The sequence below is a fragment of the Halomicrococcus gelatinilyticus genome, from assembly GCA_024227995.1.
Classification (GTDB): domain Archaea; phylum Halobacteriota; class Halobacteria; order Halobacteriales; family Haladaptataceae; genus Halomicrococcus; species Halomicrococcus gelatinilyticus.
The window spans coordinates 2,633,876-2,654,407 of record CP100465.1 but is presented as its reverse complement, the minus strand read 5'-3'; the positions used below and the strand labels follow the sequence as shown (position 1 = coordinate 2,654,407).

Below are 20,532 nucleotides of genomic sequence, written 5' to 3'. Positions count from 1 at the left end.
GGCCGATGTCACTCGCAGCAGCGACCCGCGAGGCGGTGCGCCGCCGCCCGTTCCTCCTCGCGGCCTTGCGTGCGGGCGTGGTGAACTACACCGCCGCCGCCAGGCACCTCGACGACGAACTGGGCGACGACACGGACGCCATCGCGACGGCGCTCCGGCGGTACGCGGAGGAGTTTCCCGACGCGGAGCGCGAGCGTCGCGACGTCCGCGTCGCCATGGAGAGCGGACTCGGCGAGGCGTCGGCGGGCGACGCGGAGTCCCTGCTCGCGGTCGGCGACGCGGCGTTCGCGCCCGGAACCGGGTCGCTCACCGGCGTCGTCGCCACCGGCGACGTGGACGCGCCGGCGCTGACACACGTCCTCTCGCGACTCGACGCGGCGGACGTGTCGGTGGTCGCGGCGGCCGTCGGCGGTGAGTCGCTGGCGGTCGTGGTCGAGCGCCGCGACGGCGCGGACACGCTCCGCGTGGTCGAGGACGCGCTCGACGACGTGCCCGCGTAAGCGCAGGTCCCACGTAGCTGCCGCCCCGTTTCGGAGGGGACGGGGCGAGGAGTGCCACGTTCCGACGGTTTAAAACGCTCCGTGGCGCTATCCATCCCTATGACCCTCTCGGTGACGAACACGCTCACGGGCGAGCGGGAACCGTTCGAACCCCAGGACCCCGACTCGGTCCTGCTCTACTACTGCGGGTTGACGGTCTCCGACTTCGCCCACCTCGGGCACGCGCGCGGCTGGGTGCACGTCGACGTGATGCACCGCTGGCTGGAGCACCTCGGCTACGACGTCCACCACGTCGAGAACTTCACCGACGTGAACGAGAAGATAACCGCTCGCGTCGGCGAGGACGACCTCGGCGACAGCGAGAGCGAGGTGGCGCGGCGGTTCGTCGGCGAGACCATCCGCGACATGCGCTCGCTGAACCTCCGGCGGGCGGAGGTGTACCCCCGGGTCAGCGAGCACGTACCGGAGATCGTCGACCTGGTCGAGACGCTGATCGAGAAGGGCTACGCCTACGAGGCCGACGGCTCCGTCTACTTCGACGTGACGACGTTCGACGACTACGGCAAGCTGTCGAACCAGCGGGTCGAGGAGATGGAGGCCCAGGGCGCCGACGACGAGCGGTCCGAGAAGCGCCACCCCGCCGACTTCGCGCTCTGGAAGGCCGACGGCGTGGGCGAGGACGCCGTCGAGGAACACCGCGACCCGGACGTCGAGTACGCCGTCGACCATCCGACGGGTGGGACCTGGGACTCCCCGTGGGGCGAGGGGCGGCCGGGCTGGCACATCGAGTGCTCGGCGATGAGCATGACCCACCTCGACGAGACCATCGACGTCCACGTCGGCGGGCAGGACCTCGTCTTCCCGCACCACGAGAACGAGGTCGCCCAGAGCGAGGCGGCGACCGGCCAGCAGTTCGCCCGCTACTGGCTGCACGTCCGCCTGCTCGAGACGGAGGGCGAGAAGATGTCCTCCAGCCTGCAGAACTTCTTCACGGTCCGGGACGCCGTCGCCGAACTCGGCACGAACGTGGTCCGGATGTTCCTGCTGTCGACCGCCTACGACAGCCCGCAGACCTACAGCGACGGAACCGTCTCGGAGGCCGAGGACCGCTGGGAGCGCCTCTCGGGTGCCTACGACCGCGCCGTCGACGCCCTCGACAGTCCCGACGCGGGCTCGAAGGTCGCGGACGACGACCTCCGGACGGCGGTCGACGAGGTCCGCGAGGCGTTCCCGGCCGCGATGAACGACAACTTCAACACGCGACGGGCGCTCGCCGCCCTCCTCGATCTCGTGACCGCGGTGAACCGCCACCTCGACGGCGGCGACCCCTACGACTACGTGGGCCTGCGCCGCGCCGTGGAGACGTTCGACGAGTTCGGCGGCGACGTCCTCGGCTTCGCGTTCGGCGGCGAGACGGGCGGCGACGTCCGCATCGCGGAGGACCTCGTCGAACTCGTCCTCGACGTCCGCGAGCGCGAGCGCGAGGCGGGCAACTACGAGCGCGCCGACGAACTCCGCGACGAGCTCGCCGCCGTCGGCGTCGAGGTGCAGGACACCGACGACGGCCCCGAGTTCCACCTGCCCTGAACGGCGGCCCGAAGCTACAAGACGGCGTCCGCCGTCACGCGACCCATGGCGACCTGCCCGCACTGCGAGGCCGACATCACCGACTGGGCGCAGCGGCTCGAACACGGGGAGCGAGCGAGCACGCCGAAGGTGTGGACCTGCCCGGACTGCGACTCGGTGCTCGGCGTCTCCGACTGGGGGTCGGGGGAGTGAGCATCGACGGCTGGCGACGACGCGAGGACCTGGAGGGCGGCAAGCAGTTCCGCGTCTGGCTGACCGACGACGGCAGCGAGGAACTGTACGTCGAGAACCTCACCTACCGCGACGACGGCTACGCGGTCTACCAGTACGACGTCGACGACGACGCGTGGACGACCGTCGTCGAGACCGAGTCGAAGGCCGACGCCGTCGAGCACGCCATCGAGTGGGCCGAGCAGCACTAGCGCTACTTCTCGACCTTCTGCCCCCAGAAGCCGCCGTACTTCACGACGTCGACGTCGCCGAGCACCCGCGTCTGGCAGGCGAGACGCAGCCCGGCCTCGGGGTCGTGTGGCACCATCGAGAGCCGCCGCTTCTCGTCGCTGGTCGGGTCGCTCACCGGGCCGTCGACCGCCACGGCGCAGGTGCCACAGGTCGCGTGTCCGCGGCAGTTCAGGTAGTTCGCGGAGCCGTTGTGCGGCGATTCACCGGCGTCGAGCAGCGCGTCCCGCAGGTTCGCGCCCTCCTCGCAGTCGACGTCGCGTCCTCGGAAGCTGATGGTCGGCATGGACTCCAGTACGGCCGCTGGCCTGTTATCTTTTGCCACGACATCCGTTCGCACGCCAGAAGGCTTTCGTCGGCTGCCGTCGATTGGTACCCTCGTGGCCGCCGCAGTCGAGGAAGTGCTCCCGACCCGGGCGTTCCTCACCCGTCTCGCGGTCCCGGTCGCCGCGTTCGGTGCAGTCGTCGTCGCTGGCGTCGGGGGTTTCGTCACGCTAGCCCACGTCAGCATCGTCGAGGCGACGTTCTGGCTGTTCGACCCCGCGTCGATCAGCATCCACGGCGAAGGGGAGGTCGTCAAGGCGTACGCCGTGTTCGTCTACACCGGGCTGGTGCTCACGGGGCTGTGGACCGGCGAGACGGTCGTCGCGGCGGCGTTCGGCGGCCAGATCCGACGTGGGGTGAGACGTGTGCAGAACGAACGGAAACTCGAACGGATCGACGACCACGTGGTCGTCTGCGGGTACGGCATCTTCGGTCGCACCGTCGCGGGCGAACTCGCGGCGAACGACGTCCCGGTGGTCGCAATCGAACGCGACGCCGAGACGCGCGAGCGCATCGAGGGCGACGACGTCATCGGGCTCCAGGCCGACGCGCGACTGGAGTCGACGCTCCAGGACGCCGGCGTCGAGCGTGCGCGGGCGGTCGTCGCCGCCATCGACGACTCGAACGTCAACATCCAGATCGCCGTCGTCGCCAGCCAGCTCGCGCCCGACGTCCACGTCGTCGTCCGCGTCGGCGACGAACTGTACGAGGACCTCGCACGCCGGGCGGGCGCAGACGAGGTCGTCATCCCGGAGGTCATCAGCGGCGCGCGCGTCACGTCGACGCTGTACGAGTGACGCAGGCACCCGCCCGTGAGCCGTCAGCACAACGCCGCCGCGACCTTCTCGATGGGGTGGGGCGGCTCGTCGCCGCGGCCGTCCTCGATCTGGGTGCGGCAGGACGCGCCGGGCGCGACGACCTCGTCGCCGTCGCTGTCGTCGACCTGGTCGAACAGGATGTCGCCGATGGCGCGGCTCATCGAGTAGTGCTCGGCCTCGTAGCCGAAGCTGCCGGCCATGCCGCAGCAACCGGAGTCGAGTTCGTCCACCGCGTACCCCGCCTCGCGGAGGACGGCGACGGCGTGACCGTCCTTCTTCGTCGCCTTCTGGTGGCAGTGGCCGTGGTAGGTGAGCGTCCCGTCCCCGTCCGTCGGGAGGTCCGCCGAAAGGTCGAACGCGTCGAGGTACTCGCAGACGCCGTAGGTGTTGGCCGCGACGCGGTCGACGTCCCCCCAACGGTCGACCGCCCCCGGGGCGCTCCCGGGGTCAGTCTCGCGCTGGACCTCGCGCCCGCCCGACAGGAGGTCGAGGTAGTCCGACTGGAACATGACGGCGTCGGAGGGCTCGACGACGACCACGTCCCAGCCGTCGCGGACGTGTGGCGCGAGCGCGTCGACGTTCGTCCGGGCGCGCCGCCGCGCGACGTCGAGGAACCCCTTCGAGTACGCCGGCCGCCCGCTCGCGGTGACGTCCGCGGGGATGCGGACGTGGACGCCGGCCGCCTCCAGCACCTCGACGGCGGCCCGGCCTGCCGCGGGGTGGTTGTAGTTCGTGTAGGTGTCCGGGAACAGCATGACGCGCCGGTCGGCCTCCGCTTCGGGGACCGCCGGCCCACCGCGCGCGACGAACCAGTCCTCCAGGCTCTCGCCGTGGAACGTCGGCAGCGAACGCTCGCGAGCGATGCCGAGCGTCCACTCCATCACGGTGCGCGCGCCGGGGACCTTCGCGGCCCAGTTGGAGAGGGGCGCGAGCGAACTGCCGACCGACGACAGCGTCCCGACGCTGGCGAACAGCTGGTCGCGGACGCTCGCGCCGTTGCGCTGGTGATGCTCGTGCTCGATCTCGGCCTTGAGCTTCGCCATGTCCACCTCCGAGGGGCAGTCGCGGGCGCAGCCCTTGCAGCCGATGCAGAGGTCCATCACCTCGTTCATGAACTCGACGTCGAACTGGTCGTCGCTCGCGGCGGCGACCGTCCCCCAGTCGCCGCTCATCGCCTGCCGGAGCATGTTCGCCCGGCCGCGGGTGGAGGTTATCTCCTCGTCGGCGGCGCGGTAGGTCGGGCACATCACGCCACCGGTCGTCTCCTGGCCCCCGCGACAGCCGCCGCAGCCGTGACAGAGCTCGACCATCCCCTGGAAGCCGTTCTCGTTCTCCCAGGCCAGCGCCGGCTCGAAGCCGGCGTCGAACTCGTAGTCGGGGCCGAACCGCAGGTGCTCGGTCATGTCCACGGCGGTCGCGCGCTCCGGCGCGTCGCGCGGCAGGGCCTCGGACTCGCCGTATCCGCAGACCTGGCCGGGGTTCAACAGCCAGTCGGGGTCGAAGGCGGCCTTCAGGTCGCGAAAGAGCCCCCAGACGTGGTCGCCGTACAGCTTGCGGTTCCACTGGGTGCGGGCGCGGCCGTCGCCGTGCTCGCCGGAGACGCTGCCGCCGTACTCGACGACGAGGTCGGTCACGCCGTCCGCGATGGCCTCCATCTGGTTCACCCCGGCGGGGCTCTTGGTGTTCACGAGCGGCCGGACGTGAAGACAGCCGGGGCCGGCGTGGGCGTAGAAGCTGGCGAACGTGTCGTTCTCCGCGAGGACGTCCTCGAAGTCGGCGACGTACTCCGGCAGATTCTCCGGCGGGACGGCGGCGTCCTCGATGAAGCTGATGTGCTTTGCGTCGCTGGTCCGCGAGAGCAGGATGGGGAGCCCGGACTTGCGGAGCTTCCAGAAGCGGGCGCGCTCGGCATCGTCGTGGGCCTCCATCGCCGCGAACGCGGGTTCGTCGTCGCCCTCGCGGTCGTCGCGGAGCGCGGCGACCTTCTCGCGGCCGTCGGCGTCGTCCTCGGCGTAGAACTCGACGAGCAGCACCGCGTCGGTACCCGGCGGGAGCATCCCGACGACGTCGGCGAACTCCTCGGTCTCCCGGGCGAGGTCCAGCAGCACGTCGTCGAGCACCTCGACGGCGGCCGGGTCGTGGTCGAGGATGGGGTCGACGTCCGCCATCGCGTCGAGCAGGTCGCCGTAGGCGAGCAGCGCCATCGACTTCGTCTCCGGGACGGGTTCGAGCGAGACGGTCGCCTCGGTGACGACGGCGAGCGTCCCCTCGCTGCCGGCGAGCAGGCGCGCGAGGTTGACCGCGCCGTCCGCGGCCTCCTCGACGAGCCGCGAGAGGTTGTACCCCGAGACGTTGCGCTTCAGCGTGGGGTACGCCTCGCGAACGGCGTCGGCCTCCTCGTCGACGATGCGCTGCACTGCGGCGTAGATGCGCGCTTCGAGGTCGCCGTCGGGGTCGGCGCGCTCGCGGAGTTCGTCCAGCGCCACCTCGCCGAAGGTGGTGACCGTGCCGTCCGCGAGGACGACCTCGCACGCCTCGACGTAGGCGTCGGTCTTGCCGTACTTCAGGGAGTGGGCGCCCGTCGAGTTGTTGCCGATAGCGCCGCCGAGCGCGCTCTTGTCGCCCCACGCCGGGTCGGGCGCGAACTTCAGGTCGTGCTCCGTCAGCTCCTGGTTCAGTTCCCCGAGCACGACGCCCGGCTGTGCACGGGCGAGCGCGTCGTCCGGGTCGACGTCGAGCAGGTCATCCATGTGGCGGGTGAAGTCGAGGACGACCGCCTCGTTGACCGCCTGGCCGGCGAGGCTGGTGCCGCCGCCCCGGGGGAGGACGGGGATCTCGCGCTCCGCGCAGTAGGCCATCACGGCCGCCACGTCGTCCGTCGAGGCCGGAAAGACGACGCCGACCGGCGGCACCTCGTAGGCGCTCGCGTCGGTGGCGTAGAGCTTTCGGGTGTACTCGTCGAACCGCGCCTCGCCGTCGATGCGCTCTTCGAGGTCGGCGACGAGGCCGGAGCGTCGCACGTCGTCGGTCGCGTAGTCGTAGTCGGCGCGGGGGTCACGCGCCGGGTCGCCCGCGTCGGGCATTGCCATGGGGATGCGTTGGGAGGCCTCCTCGAAAAGTGATGGGGACGGCGTCGCCCGGAACCCGTACCGTTTTGGTCGTCGGCCGTCTCCGCGAAGACATGCAGAAGGACCTCTCGGCGCTGGACGCGGCGCTCGACGCCGCCGACGCCGACGGCTACCTCGTCGACGCGGACTCGACCGACTCCGACCAGCTCTATCTCTCCGGCTTCGACGCGCCGGACCCGTTCGTCACGCTGTACGAGGACGGTGACGCCCACCTGCTCGTCTCCAGCCTGGAGTACGGCCGCGCGAAGACGGAGGCCGACGGCGACGTCGCGCGACTGTCGGACTACGACTACCGGGCGAAGGTGGCCGAACATGGCGGGGCGGAGGGCCGCCACCGCGTCGTCGCGGCGTTCCTCGACGACCACGACGTCGGCTCGGTGCTGGTTCCCGAACGCTTCCCGGTCGGCACCGCCGACGGCGTCCGCAACCAGGGCGTGACGGTGGCCGCCGACGAGGAGTCGGTCGTCACGGACATCCGGTCGGTCAAGACCGACGCGGAGGTCGACCACGTCCGGACCGCCCAGCGCGCCAACGAGGCGGCGATGGCGGCGGCCGAGTCGCTGCTGGCCGACGCGACGGTCGAGGACGGCCTCCTCCACCACGAGGGCGAGATGCTGACGAGCGAGCGCGTCAAGGAGGCCATCGAGGTGGAACTGCTCCGTCACGGCGCGGCGCTCGACGAGACCATCGTCGCCTGCGGCGAGGCGTCCGCCGACCCCCACGACCGCGGCAGCGGTCCCATCGCGGTCGACGAGCCCGTCATCGTCGACATCTTCCCGCAGGACAAGGCGAGCAAGTACCACGCGGACATGACCCGCACCTTCCTGCGCGGGGAGCCGTCCGACGAACTCCGCGATCGGTACGACCTCACCCACGAGGCGCTGGACGCGGCGCTCGACGCGCTGGAACCCGGCGCGACGGGGAAGGACGTCCACGACGCGGTGTGCGACGTGTACGAGGCGGCTGGCTACGCGACGCTGCGCGACGACCCGAGCGCCGAGACGGGGTTCATCCACAGCACGGGCCACGGCGTCGGCCTCGACGTGCACGAACTCCCGCGGCTGAGCCCCGACGGCGGCGAACTGGAACCCGGCCACGTCGTCACCGTCGAACCGGGCCTCTACGACCCGGAGTTCGGCGGCGTCCGCATCGAGGACATCGTCGTCGTCACCGAGGACGGCTTCGAGAACCTCACGGACTACCCCATCGAACTGGTGCTGGACTGAGCCGACGGTTCTCTCCTCGGCCAACGGTCCGCACGCGGACGGTGAGTTCCGCGCTACCACAACGGAAAAGTCACTGCACGGCAACTGACACGTCGTGCCCAGAAACATCGACGACACATCGGACGAGGGGTCGAGCCTGCGAAGTCTGCTGCTCGTTGGACTCGCGTTCGCCGCGGGCTACCTGTTCGGCAGGGGTTCCGGCAACGAACGGGAGTCGGCGGTAGGCGTCGCCACCGAGGACGAAGGAACGACGGTCGACGAAGGAACGACGGCCGACGTCACGGACGGCGAAGGAGCCGTCGAGACGACCGAAGACCGGGCGGATGCGGAGTCACAGGGGCCGGAGACGGAGGCGGTCGACGAACCCGACGTCTCCGAGATAGTCGCCGACGTCGAGATCGACGAGGCGGTGGCCGCGCTGTCCGCGCCGACGGACCGCGGGATGCCGATGCTCGGCCTCGGGACGTACGATATGGACGACTACGGTGAGTGCTTCCAGAGCGTCCTGACCGCGCTGGAGATGGGCTACCGCCACGTCGACACCGCGCAGGGGTACGACAACGAGGAGGCGGTGGGCGACGCCATCGCCGCGTCGGACGTGCCGCGCGAGGACGTCTTCGTCGCGACGAAGGTCAGCCCCGACAACCTGGCGTACGACCACGTCATCCAGAGCACCGAGGCGAGCCTCGAACGGCTCGGCCTCGACTACGTCGACCTGCTGTACGTCCACTGGCCGACCGGCGAGTACGAGCCACAGGACACGCTGGAGGCGTTCGCAGAACTGCGCGACGAGGGGCTCATCGAGGAGATCGGGGTGAGCAACTTCACCGTCGACCTCCTGGAGGAAGCGGTCGACGTCGCACCCGAGCCCATCTTCGCCGACCAGGTGGAGATGCACCCGATGCTGCCCCAGGAGGACCTCCGGGAGTTCTGCGCGCAGGACGACGTGGACGTCGAACTGGTCGCCTACTCGCCCGTCGCCCGCGGCGCGGTCGACGACGTCGAGGCACTGCAGGACGTCGCCGAGAAGCACGACGCGACGCCCGCCCAGGTCGCGCTGGCGTGGCTGCGCGAGCAGGGCGTCACCGCCATCCCGAAGGCGTCGAGTCGGGAGCACCTCCGCGAGAACTGGCTCAGCCTCGACGTCGAACTCGACGAGGATGACGTGGCGGCCGTCGACGACGTCGGCCGGACGGAGCGCCTGGTCGACCCCGACGCCGCCCCGTGGAACGAGTGAGACATTAGGCCATTTAATGACTTGTAAGCGGATTGGACACTACCTTTAAGTTCTCTACTCCCTCGCTTTCGGACGCGATGAGTGCCGGCCACCGCACCCCGCCTTGCTCGTTCGCCGACGCCCAGAAGCGACGCATCGACCTCCGGTGCCCCGACGACGATGCGGAGGACGAACGGACGGACGTGGCGTCGGCGCTCTGCCGGATGTACGACACCTTCGAGCACAAAGACCGCGCGCAGGGCATCCCGCCTGCGAAGTCGGACGACCGGCGGTCGTGGGTCGAGGGGTTGCTCGACGGCATCAACGTCGTCGCGTGGCACGGCACGGACGCGGTCGGCCACGCCGCACTGCTGGAGGACCGCCACGGCAGCCACGAACTCGCGGTGTTCGTCCATCCATCCTTCCGCGGCGTCGGCGTCGGCACCGAGACGGTTCAGGCCCTGCTGGACCTCGGCCGCCAGCGGGACGTCGATCGCGTCTGGCTCTCGGTGGCCCGGACCAACCGGCCCGCCGTCTCGCTCTACAAGTCTCTGGGCTTCGAGACGATTCGCGCCGGCGGCCCCGAGATGGAGATGGAACTCGAACTGGCGTAGGCGAGCGACAGTTCCGCCGAGAACGGCAGTTTCACCCGATCGGACCTAGTTCAGGTACGTCTCCGCGAGCGCGTCGAGCGCCTCGTGGTGCTCGGTGGTGTGCGGGGCGGTGAGCGGCGAGACGCTCACCCGGCCCTCGTGGATGGCGCGGCGGTCCGTGCCGTCGGGGTCCGGGATGGTGTCGTTCTGCATCTGCTCCCACGTCCGGTCGTGGAGGGTGACGACGCCGCCCTCGCTCGTCGCGTCCATGTCGTAGACGTGGGAGGGACGGGTGACCTCCATCGGCGCCGGTTCGTCGCCGGCCATCGGCGCGTTCACGTTCAGGTACTCCGCCTGCTCGAACACGCCCGCGCCGAGCGCGTGGTCGACGAGGTAGCTGGTCACGCGAGCGGCGTCCTCGTACTCGTCGACGGAGGTGTCGTAGGGCCAGAGGTGGTTCGGGACGTGCAGGGAGACGGCGATGGCGGGGACGCCGAAGAAGGCGGACTCGACGGCGGCACTGACGGTGCCGGAGCGGCCGAGGACGTACGCGCCCATGTTCGCGCCCTCGTTGCACCCGGAGACGACGATGTCGGGGTACGGACCGAGTTCCTCCAGGCCGGCGACGACGCAGTCGGAGGGCGTGCCCGCGACGGCGTATCCGAGTTCGTGTTCCTCCACCTCCACCTCGTAGGACATCGCCCGCCCCACGGCGCTCTGGTCGGTCGCAGGAGCGACGGTGGTGACGTTGCCCACGTCCTGGAGGGCCTCGTACAGCGCTCGGATGCCGGGACTGTCGATACCGTCGTCGTTGGTCAACAGTATCTCCAACTGGTCGGCCATGTGCGCGGCGTCGGGGGCGGAGCGCAAAAGTGCATCGCTGTCCGGCGCACGGCCATCGTGAGGGTCGCCGAGGGAGAAATATAATCAAAGAAGCAATGGGATTTATAGTGAAACGTTCTGTTCGACTACGTGGACATGGCGGAGAGAGACGTCACGGAGGCACGGAGGCTGGAACTCAACTACGAGTACGCACAGCGGAACGTGGACATCCTCTCCATCTGGTTCGACTGTGAGCCCAGGCGGACGGTCGAACTCCTCGCCGAGAACGGCATCCCGCTCTCCCCGAACGACGAGGGCAAGTTCGGCGTCTACTACGAGTCCGTCCGCCAGGACCCCGAGCGGAACTAGAGCCGGTCCACGATCGTCTTCTCGTCGACCACCAGGTTGTAGGCCGCCTCGTCGTCGTTCCAGAGCACGAGCACCTCCTCGAACACGAGCGGTTCGCCGTACCCGGCGTCGGCCAGGGCGGCGTTCAGCGCCGTCTCCTTCGCCAGCACCGCGAAGTGGTCCTCCTGCTGGCTCCCGTCGCCGACGCGATACACCTGGTTGTCGGCGTCCGACTCCGACAGCGAGTGGCTGAGCTTCACCGCCAGCAGGTCGACGCGTCGGGTGACGTGGCGCTCCATCTCCGCCATCTTCGCGAACCGGCCTGCGTCCGCGGTCAGGTCCAGGCGCCGGGTGTCGTCGCGCCGGAGGATGCTGTAGGAGTACTGCACGTCGGCGTTGACGAACTCGCCGTCGCCCTCGCCTGCCTCGTCGAGTCGGCGCTGGAACGGCGGCACCTCGACGTCGGGCTTCACGTCGAACGACCAGCAGTCGTCCGACGGCTCCTCGCCCGGCCACAGGCGCAGCGTCGGCGAGAACACCGTCGCGCGGTCGGTGACCGACCGCTCCACCTCGCGCAGGCCGATGCTGGCGTTCCGGTCGGCCGGCGCGATGGCGACCAGCGACCCGTCGTCGGCGACGACGTCGAGGTACTTGCGGGTGACTGCTTCCGGATCGTCGAGTTCGCTGAGGACGTTCGCGAACAGGACCAGGTCGTAGGTCCCCTCGGGGTCGAACGCCTCGGCCATATCGCGGTGGACCGTCGGGTGGAAGTTGCGCCCGGTCTCCGAAAGCATCTCCGCGAGCACGTCGGCGGACTCGCCCGGTTCGACGGCGTGGTAGTCCACCAGCGCGTCCTCGGGCAGGAGGTCGTGCAGGCCGATCGCCGGCCCGCCGACGCCCGCGCCCACGTCGAGCACCCGGAGTCGCCCGGAGAGCAGGCCCCGTTCGGTCAACTCCGAGAGCACGTACTGGACGACGGCGTAGTAGTCAGGCAGGTGATAGACGGCGTAGCCCAGCGCCACGTCGCGGTCGTACTCGACGGGGTTCTGCGCGAAGTAGTCCTCCTTGAGCCGTCGGATGGTCGTCCGGAGCTGTTCGCCCGTCTCGGCGTCGGGCCACCCGACGCCGAGCGACTCGACCAGCAGGTCCTCGAGGCACCGTCCGTACCGCTCCGGGAACCGCTCGACGCCGCGGAACTCGTGGGGGACGGGTTCCTCGGACGCCGGTTCGAACGTCCCGTCGTCGCGCTCCACGAGGCCGAGGTCGACGGCCTCCTCGCGCAGCACCTGCCGGACGGCGGCGGGGTGGGGCTGGCCCTCGACGTACTCGCTGACCTCCTCCGGGTCGACGGGGCGCACGCTGCGGAGGTACTTCGCGTTCGAGACCACGCCCTCGCGCTGGTCGGCGTTCATCGTCCCGCCTCCCCGTCGCCTGCCTGCTCGGTGCCGGCTTCCTCGTACAGTCGCTCGAAGGCCCCGGGGTCGGCGTCGGCTACCCGCCGGGCCGCCGCCGCGACGTCCTCGGCGCCATCGAACGCCGCCTGGATGTCGGCGTACACCCGCGGGTCGCCGCCGGTGACGGTCTCGACGAGGTCGGCGAACTCGTCGTAGACGGGCGTCCGCAGTCCCTCCGGGACGGGGTCGGCCGCGAGCGCGAACGCGAGCACCGCCGCGTGCGCGCCCGCCTGGACGGTCGACATCGCCTCGTCGTGCTCCTGCGCCGTCGTCTCGACGACGTCGTTGCCGCGCTCGCGCAGCCACGACAGCAGGCGGTCGGTCGTCGGCCCCGCCTCGTCGACGACTGCGGCGACGTTCCCCGGGGCGTTCGCCCGCGCGAACAGGGGGTGGAGGCTGAGCCGTTCGCGGTCGGGCGCGTTCTCGGCCATCGCTTCGAGGGGGTCGGCCATGACGCCCGTGACGTCGACGACCGCCGATTCGGCCTTCCCGGCGTGCTCGGCGATGGCCTCGGTCGCGGCCGGGATGGGGACGGCGACGCAGACGGCCGTGAAGGACTCGTCTGTCTCCAGCGCGACCGTTCGCTCGCCGAGTTCGGCCGCGGCGTCGGCCGCCACCTCGGGGTCGACGTCCGCGAACGCCACCTCGCAGTCGACCGCCTCGCCGAACCAGCGACCCATCGCGCCCGCACCGACGACGAGTACGTTCATCGCCTTCGCATTGGCGTGTTCCCGGTAAAAGCGGTTCGTTTGGTCGCACCTTCCGGGCGGCGCGCCGGTGCCCCCCGCCGAAGGGACAGATTCATCGGCTATCAGACACGACCTCGCCACTATCGGCCCGACGGCCGGGAGGACGACCGATGAAGCACCCGTTTCGACTGGTCGCGACCGACGCGGAGTACCGCCGACTCTGGACGGGCGAGACGGTCCTGAAGTTCGGCGCCGGTCTGCGACGCATCGCCGTCCCGTGGCTCGTGCTGCAGCTCACCGGCGACCCGCTCCAGTTGGGTATCGCGCTGGCGCTCGGGACGACGCCGGACGTCCTCCTCGCGCCGGTCCTCGGCTACTACGTCGACCGGCTCCCCCGCGGCCGGGTCATGGTCGGCGCGGCACTCGCCGAGGCCGCCGTCGTCACGCTCGTCCCCCTGACCGCGGTCGTCGGGACGCTCGCCGTCGGCCACCTCTACCTCGCGCTCGCGCTGCTGTCGGTGACGCGGGCCGCGTACCACAACGCCCGCGAGGCGGCGCTGCCGACGATCGTCGACGAGGCGAACCTGGACGAGGCGAACTCGCAGTTCTACGTCTCGGGGACGGCGCTGTCGATCGGCTTCCTGCTGGCGGGCGGGCGCTCACCCAGTACCTCGGCGGCGTGCCGACGCTGGTCGGCGCTGCCGTCGCCACGGCGCTGGCGGCGTTGCCGCTCGCTGCCGTCACCGCGCCAGCGCCGGACCTCGCGGACCTCCACGGTCCGCGGGACGTGCTGTCCGACTTCGTCGCCGAGGTCCGGGCAGGTGCCGACGTGGTCCGCGGCACCGTCGTCCGCGACGTGGTGCTGTTCGGCGTCGGCGTCAACCTCGCCGTCGTCCCCTACTCGCTGCTCCTCGCGACGCTCGGCTGGGAGGCCTTCGGCGTCGCGCTGGCGTACGGCGTGCTCCGCGGCGCGCTCGCCGCCGGGAAGCTCCTCGGCAACCACGCCGTCCCCGTCGTCCCGTGGTCCCGGGAGGAGACGTACGTCGCGGGCGTCCTCTCCGTCGGCATCGCCGCCCTCGGGGTCGCCGTGCTCGGGACGCTCGTTGCCGGCTTCCCGACGACGGCACGACTCGCCGTCGTCGCCGCGGCGGTGTTCGTCCTCGGCGGCTTTCAGCCGCTGTTCAACGTCCCGAGCGACAGCCTGGTGCAGCTGGCGGCGGACGACGACGACCGCGGGACGGTGGTCGCGCTCGCCAACGCGGTGCTCCAGTTGCCGTTCCCCGTCGCGCTCCTCGGCGCGGGGTACCTGACCGCGTCGCACTCGCCGTTCCTCGTCTTCGCCCTCTCCGGATGCCTGCTCCTGGCGGTCGGGGTCGCCGCCGCGGTCCGGTTCGATGTCGTCGGCGAGACGGCCGATGCGGGCGAGACGACGACGTGACACCGGGCGAGCGTGCGACGCCGGCCCCAGACGTTACTCGACCGAACAGTAGCGCGCGGTCGAGCCGTCGTTCCGTCGCCGCTTCCCGGGAGATGCATTTAAATACCCGTCGAGCCAACAGGTCACCGTGACGTCCGCTTCCCCCGACGTCGGTCGCTGGCGCTGGCGTGAGCCACGGGAAGCGGACAGTGTCGCGCTCGGCGGCGACCGGGCCTAACCCGGTGGCCGCGACCGCGGCGCTCACTCGCTTTCTCGTCCGTATCGACCGCCGAGCGACCAGCGACACCTCCACGTATGCCAGCAGACCACGACTTCACCGTGACGCCGTACGCCGTCGAGGGCGACGTCGACTACGACCGCCTCCTCGAACGGTTCGGCGCAGACGCACTGACCGACGAACAGCGAGCGACGTTCCCGGACCCGGTCCACCCGCTCGTCCGGCGCGACGTGTTCTACGCGGAGCGCGACCTGGACCCGTTCCTCGACGCCGCGAACGCGGGCGAGACCCACTCCATCGTCACCGGACGCGGTCCGTCCGGACCGATGCACCTCGGCCACGTCCTGCCGTTCTACTTCGCGAAGCACCTGCAGGACCGGACCGGCGCCGTCGTCTACGTCCCGCTGTCGGACGACGAGAAGTACTTCCTGAAGGACCAGTCGCTCGCGGCGACGAGCGACCACGTCCGCGAGAACATGCGCGACCTCCTCGCCGTCGGCTTCGACCCCGAGCGCACGCGCATCGTGGTCGACACGGCCGACGCCGACGTCCTCTACCCCCTCGCGACGGCGTTCGCGGCGGACGTGACCCAGTCCACCGTCGAGGCGACGTACGGCGCGCCGGCGAACGTCGGCCTCTCGTTCTACCCCGCCGTGCAGGCCGCACACCTCCTGCTGCCCCAGCTCGTCGAAGGGCGCCACCCCACGCTCGTCCCCATCGCGGTCGACCAGGACCCCCACGTCCGCGTCTGCCGCGACGTCGCCGGCAAGCGGCGCTACGACGTGGCCAAGCCGGGCGCCCTGCTCTCGAAGTTCCTCCCCAGCCTCGCTGGCCCGGGGAAGATGAGCTCCTCGGGGGACGCGCCGGACGTCCTGCTCACCGACGACCGGGAAACGGTCGTCGAGAAGATGCGGACACACGCCTACTCCGGCGGGCGGTCGAGCGTCGACGCCCACCGAGAGCACGGCGGCGACCCGACCGTCGACGTCCCGTTCCTCCTGCTCCAGTACTTCTTCGAGGCGGACGACGAGCGACTCGAACGGCTGGCCCGCGAGTACCGCGAGGGGTCGCTGCTGAGCGGCGAACTCAAGGACATCGCCGCGGAGCAGGTCGCCGACTTCCTCGAAGCGCACCAGGAGCGGCGCGCGGCGCTGGGGCCGCTAGAGGAGGAACTCCCGCCGTTCCGCCTGACAGAGCGCGAACGGGTCGAGGCGCGACGGCGGGTCGGCTACCCCGACGACGCGCTCGTCCAGCAGTAGGTCGACGGCGTGGCTAGCGCCCGTCGCACCTGCGAGTGACTATTTCTACCTGCCGCCCGTACGTCGCCAGCAGACGATGGAGCGACGCCACCGGACCGAGGACCCCGAATCGGGCGGTACGCGACTGCGCTCGCTCGCGCGGCGGGCGACGCCGTGGGGGTTCCCGGTGCTGTACCTCGGGTGGGCCTACCTGTTCTGGGCACCCGTGGTCGCGTCCGGCGAGTCCGTGTGGACGTTCCCGAACGTCGCGCTCCTGGCCGTCGGCGGCCTGAGCCCGCTACTCGCCGGGGTCCTGCTGCTCGGGCTGACGCAGGGTCGTTCGGGGTACGCGGACCTGTGCCGGCGACTGACCGGGGTCGGGCGCATCAGCCCCCGATGGTGGGTCGTCCTGGTGGCCTACTGGCCGGCGTTCACCGTGGCCCTGGCGGGCATCGCGCTGGCGGTCGGACTGACGTCGTCGCCGCTAGAGTTCATCGAGGTCCAGCGGCTGGTCGACCCGGTCGCGCTCGTCTCGCTCGTGGCGTTCGCCTTCCTCATCCCGCTCGTCGAGGAGACGGGGCTCCGCGGCTACTGGTTCGACCGCCTGCAGGCGCGCTACAGCGCGCTCGCCGCGAGTCTGGTGCTCGGCGCGACGTGGGCCGCCTGGCACGTGCCGCTCACCCTCATGACGGGGTACTACCAGGAGACGACGTTCCAGCCGGAGCTGTGGTGGTGGCTGCCGGACGTCGCTCTCACCGCGGTCGTCGCCACCTGGGTCTACAACAACACGCGCCGGAGCGTCCTCGCGGCCATCTGCTTCCACGCCTTCGGCAACCTCCGCGGCGAGGTGATGGGGTTCGACGCCGCGATTTACCCGTACGTCTTCCTCGGCACCTTCGCCGTCGCGGCCCTGCTCGTCGCGGTCGAGGGGGCGGAGTCGCTGCGCGGACGGGACGTCCCGCGGCCCGTCCGTCGACTCGACGACTGACGGGCGCGCCCGACGACGCTATCGCCGGGCGTTCGTCAGTGCCTCGTCCGTCTCCGCGGCGAGCGTCGTCACGACCTCGTCCGCCGGTTCGACGTCCTCTACGCCGCCCGCGCTCTGGCCGGCGTAGAGGGGGAGGTCCTCGACAGCGCCGGTCATCCCCGGAACGGCGAGCGAGTCCTCGTAGCGCCGGACGGGCGTCCCGTCCTCGGTCTCGGCGACGACCTCGCCCGCCCCCGGCCGGTCGCTGTCCGGGCGACCCGCCGCCTCCCACGCCTCGACGGTCTCGTTCTCCAGCACCCGGTGTGGAACGTCCGGCCACCCTTCGTCGAACAGCGTCGAGTGGACCGTCTCCGTCTCGTCCGCTTCGACGACGCGCCGGCGGTACAGTCGGTGGACGTCGGCCTCCTCGGTCGCGAGGAACCGCGTGCCGAGCCACGCGCCGTCCGCGTCGAGTGCGAGCGCGGCAGCGATTCCGCGACCGTCCGCGATGCCGCCCGCGGCGACGACCGGCGTCTCGGGGACCGCGTCGACGACGCGCGGCACCAGCGGGAGCGTGGCGACGTCGCCCTGGACGTGGCCGCCCGCCTCCCAGCCCTGCGCGACGACGACGTCCACCCCTGCATCGACGGCCCGTTTCGCCGCCGCGGCGCTGCCGACCGACTGCAGGACGACACCGCCCTCGGCGTGAATCCGGTCGACGTACGGCGCGGCGTCGCCGAACGAGAAGGAGAACACGTCGACGCCCTCGTCGAGACAGGCCTCGACGTGGGTCTCCGTCGGTACCGTCTTGGCGTCCGGGTCGATGACGACGTTCACCCCGAAGACCCCGTCGGTGCGCCGTCGCGTCTCGGCGACGACCGCCCGCGTCGCCGCCTCGTCCCGCCACGTCACCGCCAGCATGCCCAGCGCGCCGGCGTCGGCCACGGCGGCCGCCAGCGCGGGACAGGTTGCGCTACCGATCGGCGCCTGGACGATTGGGACGTCGAGACCGAGCGCGTCGGTGAACGGTGTCTCGAGCGACATGTGGGGAGAAGCGGACGCCGCGCGCATATACTCCGGGGGTTCCAGCAGTCCGGAACCGGGGATTATACGTGACGGAGCGTCTCGTCTGAACCATGCGCCAGACAGTCGTCGAGTTGCTGGAACGCAACGCCGAGCACGCCAGCGAGTTCGAGTCGCGGTTCGACGACGTACAGGACTCCCAGGAACCGGACGTGGTCACCGTCTGCTGTTCGGACTCGCGCGTCCTGCAGGACGCCATGTGGGGCAACGCCGACCCCGGACGCGTCTTCACCTGCGGCAATATCGGCAACCGCGTCGTCCAGCGGACCGACGACGGCGAGGCGGTCTCCGGCGACGTCCTCTACCCCGTCGCCCACACCGGCACCGAGACAGTCGTCGTCGTTGGACACACCGGCTGTGGTGCCGTCACCGCTACCTACGACGACCTGACCGAAGGCCTCGACGAGCCCGCCGGCATCGAGCACTGCATCGGCCTGCTAGCACCCCGCCTCGAAGCGGGCGTCGAAGCACTCCCCGACGACCTGAGCCGTCCGGAGGCCGTGAACCGCCTCGTCGAGTACAACGTCGACCGCCAGGTCGAGTTCCTCCTGGAGAGCAACGAGATCCTCGACGACGTCGACGTCGTCGGCGTCGTCTACGACTTCCAGGACGTCTACTCCGACCGCCGCGGCGAGGTGCAGGTCGTCAACGTCGACGGCGAGACGGACGTCGAGTCCCTTCGAGTCGACCATCCGGAGATCGAATCGCGAATCCGTCGGCTCTGGGAGTACTGAAGCAGAACTAACACTCCTGGGCGAGCGAAAGTACCGGTCAATCGCGACGTGCCTCTCCGGACGCCCCGTCGAACCCGGCGTTCTGCGACCTCGTTTCGGCCGTCGAGACGGACGTCGCGGCACTGCCGCACTTCGAGGCGTCGACGGCGAACGGTCGACCCCTATCACTTCCTGTTAAGTACGTCTCGTCGGTCATCACCGCAGTATGGTGACGATTCGCCTCGTGACGCCCGACGACGCGACCGAATGCAGGAGAATCTACGCGCCGTACGTCCGCGACACGACCGTCTCCTTCGAACTCTCGCCACCGAGCGACGAGGAGTTCGAGCAGCGACTCGCGAAGAAACGCGGTTCGTATCCGTGGCTCGTCTGCGAACACGACGGTGACGTGGTCGGCTTCTCGTACGCCAGTCAGCACCGGGGTCGCGGCGCGTACCAGTGGGACGTGGAGTCGTCGGTCTACGTGGACGACCAGCATCACCGGGCCGGCGTCGCGAGCGGCCTCTACAGGTCCCTGTTCGCGGTCCTGCGACTGCAGGGGTTCTACAACGTCTACGCGGGGACGACGCTGCCGAATCCGGCGAGCGTGGCGTTCCATCGGGAGATGGGGTTCGAGCCGGTCGGCGTGTACCGGAACGCCGGCTACAAGCACGGCGAGTGGCGCGACGTGCAGTGGTGGCAGCGCACCCTCCGACCGCACGACGACGACCCCGACCCGCCGACGCCAGTCGAGGAGTTCGAGGGCACCGCGGAGTTACGGGACGCGGTCGGCACAGGGCTCGCCGACGTCGAACTCTGAGGCAGTCTCTATCGGTGTTACCTGCTCTCTCGCTGCTCGACCTTGTTCAGGTAACTGAAATCCATAATGTGTTCTTGTGAAAATAGACCGCAGGAACTCTCCAATACCGCTGAAAGCAAGCGGAACAGACGTTCAGGAGCTTTCATATGTAAACGAACGACGAATGCAGACATTGAACTCAATCGTTATCAGGCGCCTCGCACAAACATGACTCATGGGATATGACGGCACGTTTAGGCTAATTGACCACCACGAACTCTATGGGCATTTTGAGCGGGATTACGAAGAACTGAGTTCCATCGTGCAAGCTATGGGGGAGGAGACGCCTCCGACGGTACGAGAGGCTCGGGAGAGATTAGGTGATGCACTCGCGTTGGTCGATGGGTTTACGCCGCCGCCCACGCGCAATTCCTTCGACGAGTTCGCAGATGTACTCGGATGGACGCCGACATTATACGGCCTGACTGCTCCGCATCAGGGGTGTGCATTATCGCTTCTCACCGGTAAAGACGGACGTGTTCTCTACGAATGGATTCCCGAATTTCTAGCGGAACATTCTGAGCATGGGGCCGAACTCTGGCGTAAACTCGTCGGAAGAGCGGACGACGCGTCCTATCGTATCGAAGTCCGTGAAACTGATTACCTGTTCGAAACCGACCTAACAGGGTTTCTCTACGGGAGCGAACTCTCAGAACTTGCCGAGGAACTACGACCGATCCTCCCCGAGACGGACGCCTTCTACGCGGAAATCGCACGGGACGTTGGCTCTCACCCGGACGCCTGCCAACTCCGCATAATCGACGCTATTGCTATCCTCTGTGAACAAGCTGGTGACGGTGAGCTACTCATCCACGAGTTCAGCTATTAGCAGTCGCTCTCTGTGAAACGCGAG

General features: G+C 69.8%; 21 protein-coding genes and 1 pseudogene. 16 read left to right on the top strand and 6 right to left on the bottom strand.

Annotated features, from left to right (window positions below):
* Positions 1-5: 5 nt before the first annotated feature.
* From NKT36_RS14055 to NKT36_RS14040, 4 genes are all read left to right on the top strand, one after another.
* Entirely contained in the window at positions 6-500 is a 495-nt protein-coding gene (locus NKT36_RS14055; RefSeq protein WP_327051683.1) for a DUF7523 family protein, read from the top strand.
* A gap of 99 nt (positions 501-599) precedes the next feature.
* Entirely contained in the window at positions 600-2,087 is a 1,488-nt protein-coding gene (gene cysS / locus NKT36_RS14050; protein WP_327051682.1) for a cysteine--tRNA ligase, read from the top strand.
* 45 nt (positions 2,088-2,132) lie between these two features.
* Positions 2,133-2,279: a hypothetical protein gene (locus NKT36_RS14045; RefSeq protein ID WP_327051681.1), complete on the top strand. Its 147-nt coding sequence runs from the start codon at positions 2,133-2,135 to the stop codon at positions 2,277-2,279.
* Positions 2,276-2,509, top strand: coding sequence for a hypothetical protein (locus NKT36_RS14040; protein WP_327051680.1), 234 nt, complete (start codon positions 2,276-2,278; stop codon positions 2,507-2,509). The genes NKT36_RS14045 and NKT36_RS14040 overlap by 4 nt, the downstream gene beginning before the upstream one ends.
* 2 nt (positions 2,510-2,511) lie before the next feature.
* Here the strand turns inward: NKT36_RS14040 and NKT36_RS14035 are convergent, their stop codons facing one another.
* A complete protein-coding gene (locus tag NKT36_RS14035) occupies positions 2,512-2,832 on the bottom strand; it encodes a 2Fe-2S iron-sulfur cluster-binding protein (RefSeq protein ID WP_327051679.1) in 321 nt (106 codons plus the stop codon).
* A gap of 94 nt (positions 2,833-2,926) precedes the next feature.
* Here NKT36_RS14035 and NKT36_RS14030 point away from each other — a divergent pair, with 94 nt between their 5' ends.
* Positions 2,927-3,667 (top strand): potassium channel family protein, encoded by a 741-nt coding sequence (locus NKT36_RS14030; protein ID WP_327051678.1) that lies wholly within the window; start codon positions 2,927-2,929, stop codon positions 3,665-3,667.
* Positions 3,668-3,690: 23 nt separating this feature from the next.
* Here the strand turns inward: NKT36_RS14030 and NKT36_RS14025 are convergent, their stop codons facing one another.
* Positions 3,691-6,777: an FAD-binding and (Fe-S)-binding domain-containing protein gene (locus NKT36_RS14025; RefSeq protein ID WP_327051677.1), complete on the bottom strand. Its 3,087-nt coding sequence runs from the start codon at positions 6,775-6,777 to the stop codon at positions 3,691-3,693.
* Between the two features lie 92 nt (positions 6,778-6,869).
* On the opposite strand from NKT36_RS14025, the gene NKT36_RS14020 reads away from it, so the two are divergent.
* The 3 genes from NKT36_RS14020 to NKT36_RS14010 all read left to right on the top strand — a co-directional run bounded on the left by NKT36_RS14020 (position 6,870) and on the right by NKT36_RS14010 (position 9,872).
* Entirely contained in the window at positions 6,870-8,042 is a 1,173-nt protein-coding gene (locus tag NKT36_RS14020; protein ID WP_327051676.1) for a M24 family metallopeptidase, read from the top strand.
* Between the two features lie 442 nt (positions 8,043-8,484).
* Positions 8,485-9,279 carry an aldo/keto reductase gene (locus NKT36_RS14015; protein ID WP_407652217.1) on the top strand — a complete coding sequence of 265 codons (795 nt, stop codon included), beginning with the start codon at positions 8,485-8,487 and terminating at the stop codon, positions 9,277-9,279.
* Between the two features lie 77 nt (positions 9,280-9,356).
* Complete coding sequence (locus NKT36_RS14010; protein ID WP_327051674.1) at positions 9,357-9,872, top strand: GNAT family N-acetyltransferase; 516 nt, start codon at positions 9,357-9,359, stop codon at positions 9,870-9,872.
* 45 nt (positions 9,873-9,917) lie between these two features.
* Here NKT36_RS14010 and surE read toward each other — a convergent pair whose 3' ends face one another.
* The gene (surE, locus tag NKT36_RS14005) at positions 9,918-10,694 is read right to left on the bottom strand and encodes a 5'/3'-nucleotidase SurE (protein ID WP_327051673.1); all 777 of its coding nucleotides are present in this window, start codon (positions 10,692-10,694) and stop codon (positions 9,918-9,920) included.
* A gap of 135 nt (positions 10,695-10,829) precedes the next feature.
* Between surE and NKT36_RS14000 the strand changes: the two genes are divergently transcribed.
* Positions 10,830-11,042, top strand: a complete 213-nt coding sequence (locus NKT36_RS14000) for a hypothetical protein (protein ID WP_327051672.1) — start codon at positions 10,830-10,832, stop codon at positions 11,040-11,042.
* On the opposite strand, the gene NKT36_RS13995 is transcribed toward NKT36_RS14000, so the two are convergent.
* Both NKT36_RS13995 and NKT36_RS13990 read right to left on the bottom strand, forming a co-directional pair.
* On the bottom strand, positions 11,039-12,433 hold the full coding sequence (locus NKT36_RS13995; protein WP_327051671.1) for a small ribosomal subunit Rsm22 family protein: 1,395 nt from the start codon (positions 12,431-12,433) through the stop codon (positions 11,039-11,041). The two genes, NKT36_RS14000 and NKT36_RS13995, sit on opposite strands and share 4 nt — an antisense overlap.
* Positions 12,430-13,185: a prephenate dehydrogenase gene (locus NKT36_RS13990; RefSeq protein ID WP_327051670.1), complete on the bottom strand. Its 756-nt coding sequence runs from the start codon at positions 13,183-13,185 to the stop codon at positions 12,430-12,432. Before NKT36_RS13990 ends, NKT36_RS13995 begins: the two co-directional genes overlap by 4 nt.
* A 149-nt stretch (positions 13,186-13,334) precedes the next feature.
* On the opposite strand from NKT36_RS13990, the pseudogene NKT36_RS19260 reads away from it, so the two are divergent.
* The 4 genes and pseudogenes from NKT36_RS19260 to NKT36_RS13970 all read left to right on the top strand — a co-directional run.
* A pseudogene (locus tag NKT36_RS19260) lies at positions 13,335-13,700 on the top strand (MFS transporter); the annotation flags it as partial.
* Positions 13,701-13,843: 143 nt separating this feature from the next.
* The gene (locus tag NKT36_RS13980) at positions 13,844-14,602 is read left to right on the top strand and encodes an MFS transporter (protein ID WP_327051668.1); all 759 of its coding nucleotides are present in this window, start codon (positions 13,844-13,846) and stop codon (positions 14,600-14,602) included.
* A 294-nt stretch (positions 14,603-14,896) separates the two neighbouring features.
* Positions 14,897-16,078, top strand: a complete 1,182-nt coding sequence (locus NKT36_RS13975) for a tryptophan--tRNA ligase (protein ID WP_327051667.1) — start codon at positions 14,897-14,899, stop codon at positions 16,076-16,078.
* A 76-nt stretch (positions 16,079-16,154) separates the two neighbouring features.
* Positions 16,155-17,045 carry a CPBP family intramembrane glutamic endopeptidase gene (locus NKT36_RS13970; RefSeq protein ID WP_327051666.1) on the top strand — a complete coding sequence of 297 codons (891 nt, stop codon included), beginning with the start codon at positions 16,155-16,157 and terminating at the stop codon, positions 17,043-17,045.
* A gap of 18 nt (positions 17,046-17,063) precedes the next feature.
* Here NKT36_RS13970 and NKT36_RS13965 read toward each other — a convergent pair whose 3' ends face one another.
* Positions 17,064-18,068 carry an NAD(P)H-dependent flavin oxidoreductase gene (locus NKT36_RS13965; RefSeq protein WP_327051665.1) on the bottom strand — a complete coding sequence of 335 codons (1,005 nt, stop codon included), beginning with the start codon at positions 18,066-18,068 and terminating at the stop codon, positions 17,064-17,066.
* Positions 18,069-18,160: 92 nt separating this feature from the next.
* Here NKT36_RS13965 and NKT36_RS13960 point away from each other — a divergent pair, with 92 nt between their 5' ends.
* From NKT36_RS13960 to NKT36_RS13950, 3 genes are all read left to right on the top strand, one after another.
* The gene (locus NKT36_RS13960; protein ID WP_327051664.1) at positions 18,161-18,841 is read left to right on the top strand and encodes a carbonic anhydrase; all 681 of its coding nucleotides are present in this window, start codon (positions 18,161-18,163) and stop codon (positions 18,839-18,841) included.
* Between the two features lie 205 nt (positions 18,842-19,046).
* Entirely contained in the window at positions 19,047-19,640 is a 594-nt protein-coding gene (locus tag NKT36_RS13955) for a GNAT family N-acetyltransferase (protein ID WP_327051663.1), read from the top strand.
* 214 nt (positions 19,641-19,854) lie between these two features.
* Positions 19,855-20,508 carry a hypothetical protein gene (locus NKT36_RS13950; protein WP_327051662.1) on the top strand — a complete coding sequence of 218 codons (654 nt, stop codon included), beginning with the start codon at positions 19,855-19,857 and terminating at the stop codon, positions 20,506-20,508.
* Positions 20,509-20,532: the final 24 nt, after the last annotated feature.

Excerpts from the sequence above, each read along its gene's own strand:
- NKT36_RS13965 (WP_327051665.1), bottom strand. The coding sequence starts at position 18,068 with ATGTCGCTCGAGACACCGTTCACCGACGCGCTCGGTCTCGACGTCCCA.
- NKT36_RS13975 (WP_327051667.1), top strand. The coding sequence starts at position 14,897 with ATGCCAGCAGACCACGACTTCACCGTGACGCCGTACGCCGTCGAGGGC.
- NKT36_RS14025 (WP_327051677.1), bottom strand. The coding sequence starts at position 6,777 with ATGGCAATGCCCGACGCGGGCGACCCGGCGCGTGACCCCCGCGCCGAC.
- surE (WP_327051673.1), bottom strand. The coding sequence starts at position 10,694 with ATGGCCGACCAGTTGGAGATACTGTTGACCAACGACGACGGTATCGAC.
- NKT36_RS14045 (WP_327051681.1), top strand. The coding sequence starts at position 2,133 with ATGGCGACCTGCCCGCACTGCGAGGCCGACATCACCGACTGGGCGCAG.
- NKT36_RS13990 (WP_327051670.1), bottom strand. The coding sequence starts at position 13,185 with ATGAACGTACTCGTCGTCGGTGCGGGCGCGATGGGTCGCTGGTTCGGC.
- NKT36_RS13995 (WP_327051671.1), bottom strand. The coding sequence starts at position 12,433 with ATGAACGCCGACCAGCGCGAGGGCGTGGTCTCGAACGCGAAGTACCTC.
- NKT36_RS14000 (WP_327051672.1), top strand. The coding sequence starts at position 10,830 with ATGGCGGAGAGAGACGTCACGGAGGCACGGAGGCTGGAACTCAACTAC.
- NKT36_RS14015 (WP_407652217.1), top strand. The coding sequence starts at position 8,485 with ATGCCGATGCTCGGCCTCGGGACGTACGATATGGACGACTACGGTGAG.
- NKT36_RS14010 (WP_327051674.1), top strand. The coding sequence starts at position 9,357 with ATGAGTGCCGGCCACCGCACCCCGCCTTGCTCGTTCGCCGACGCCCAG.
- cysS (WP_327051682.1), top strand. The coding sequence starts at position 600 with ATGACCCTCTCGGTGACGAACACGCTCACGGGCGAGCGGGAACCGTTC.
- NKT36_RS14035 (WP_327051679.1), bottom strand. The coding sequence starts at position 2,832 with ATGCCGACCATCAGCTTCCGAGGACGCGACGTCGACTGCGAGGAGGGC.
- NKT36_RS13960 (WP_327051664.1), top strand. The coding sequence starts at position 18,161 with ATGCGCCAGACAGTCGTCGAGTTGCTGGAACGCAACGCCGAGCACGCC.
- NKT36_RS14055 (WP_327051683.1), top strand. The coding sequence starts at position 6 with ATGTCACTCGCAGCAGCGACCCGCGAGGCGGTGCGCCGCCGCCCGTTC.
- NKT36_RS13955 (WP_327051663.1), top strand. The coding sequence starts at position 19,047 with ATGGTGACGATTCGCCTCGTGACGCCCGACGACGCGACCGAATGCAGG.
- NKT36_RS14020 (WP_327051676.1), top strand. The coding sequence starts at position 6,870 with ATGCAGAAGGACCTCTCGGCGCTGGACGCGGCGCTCGACGCCGCCGAC.
- NKT36_RS13970 (WP_327051666.1), top strand. The coding sequence starts at position 16,155 with ATGGAGCGACGCCACCGGACCGAGGACCCCGAATCGGGCGGTACGCGA.
- NKT36_RS13950 (WP_327051662.1), top strand. The coding sequence starts at position 19,855 with ATGGGATATGACGGCACGTTTAGGCTAATTGACCACCACGAACTCTAT.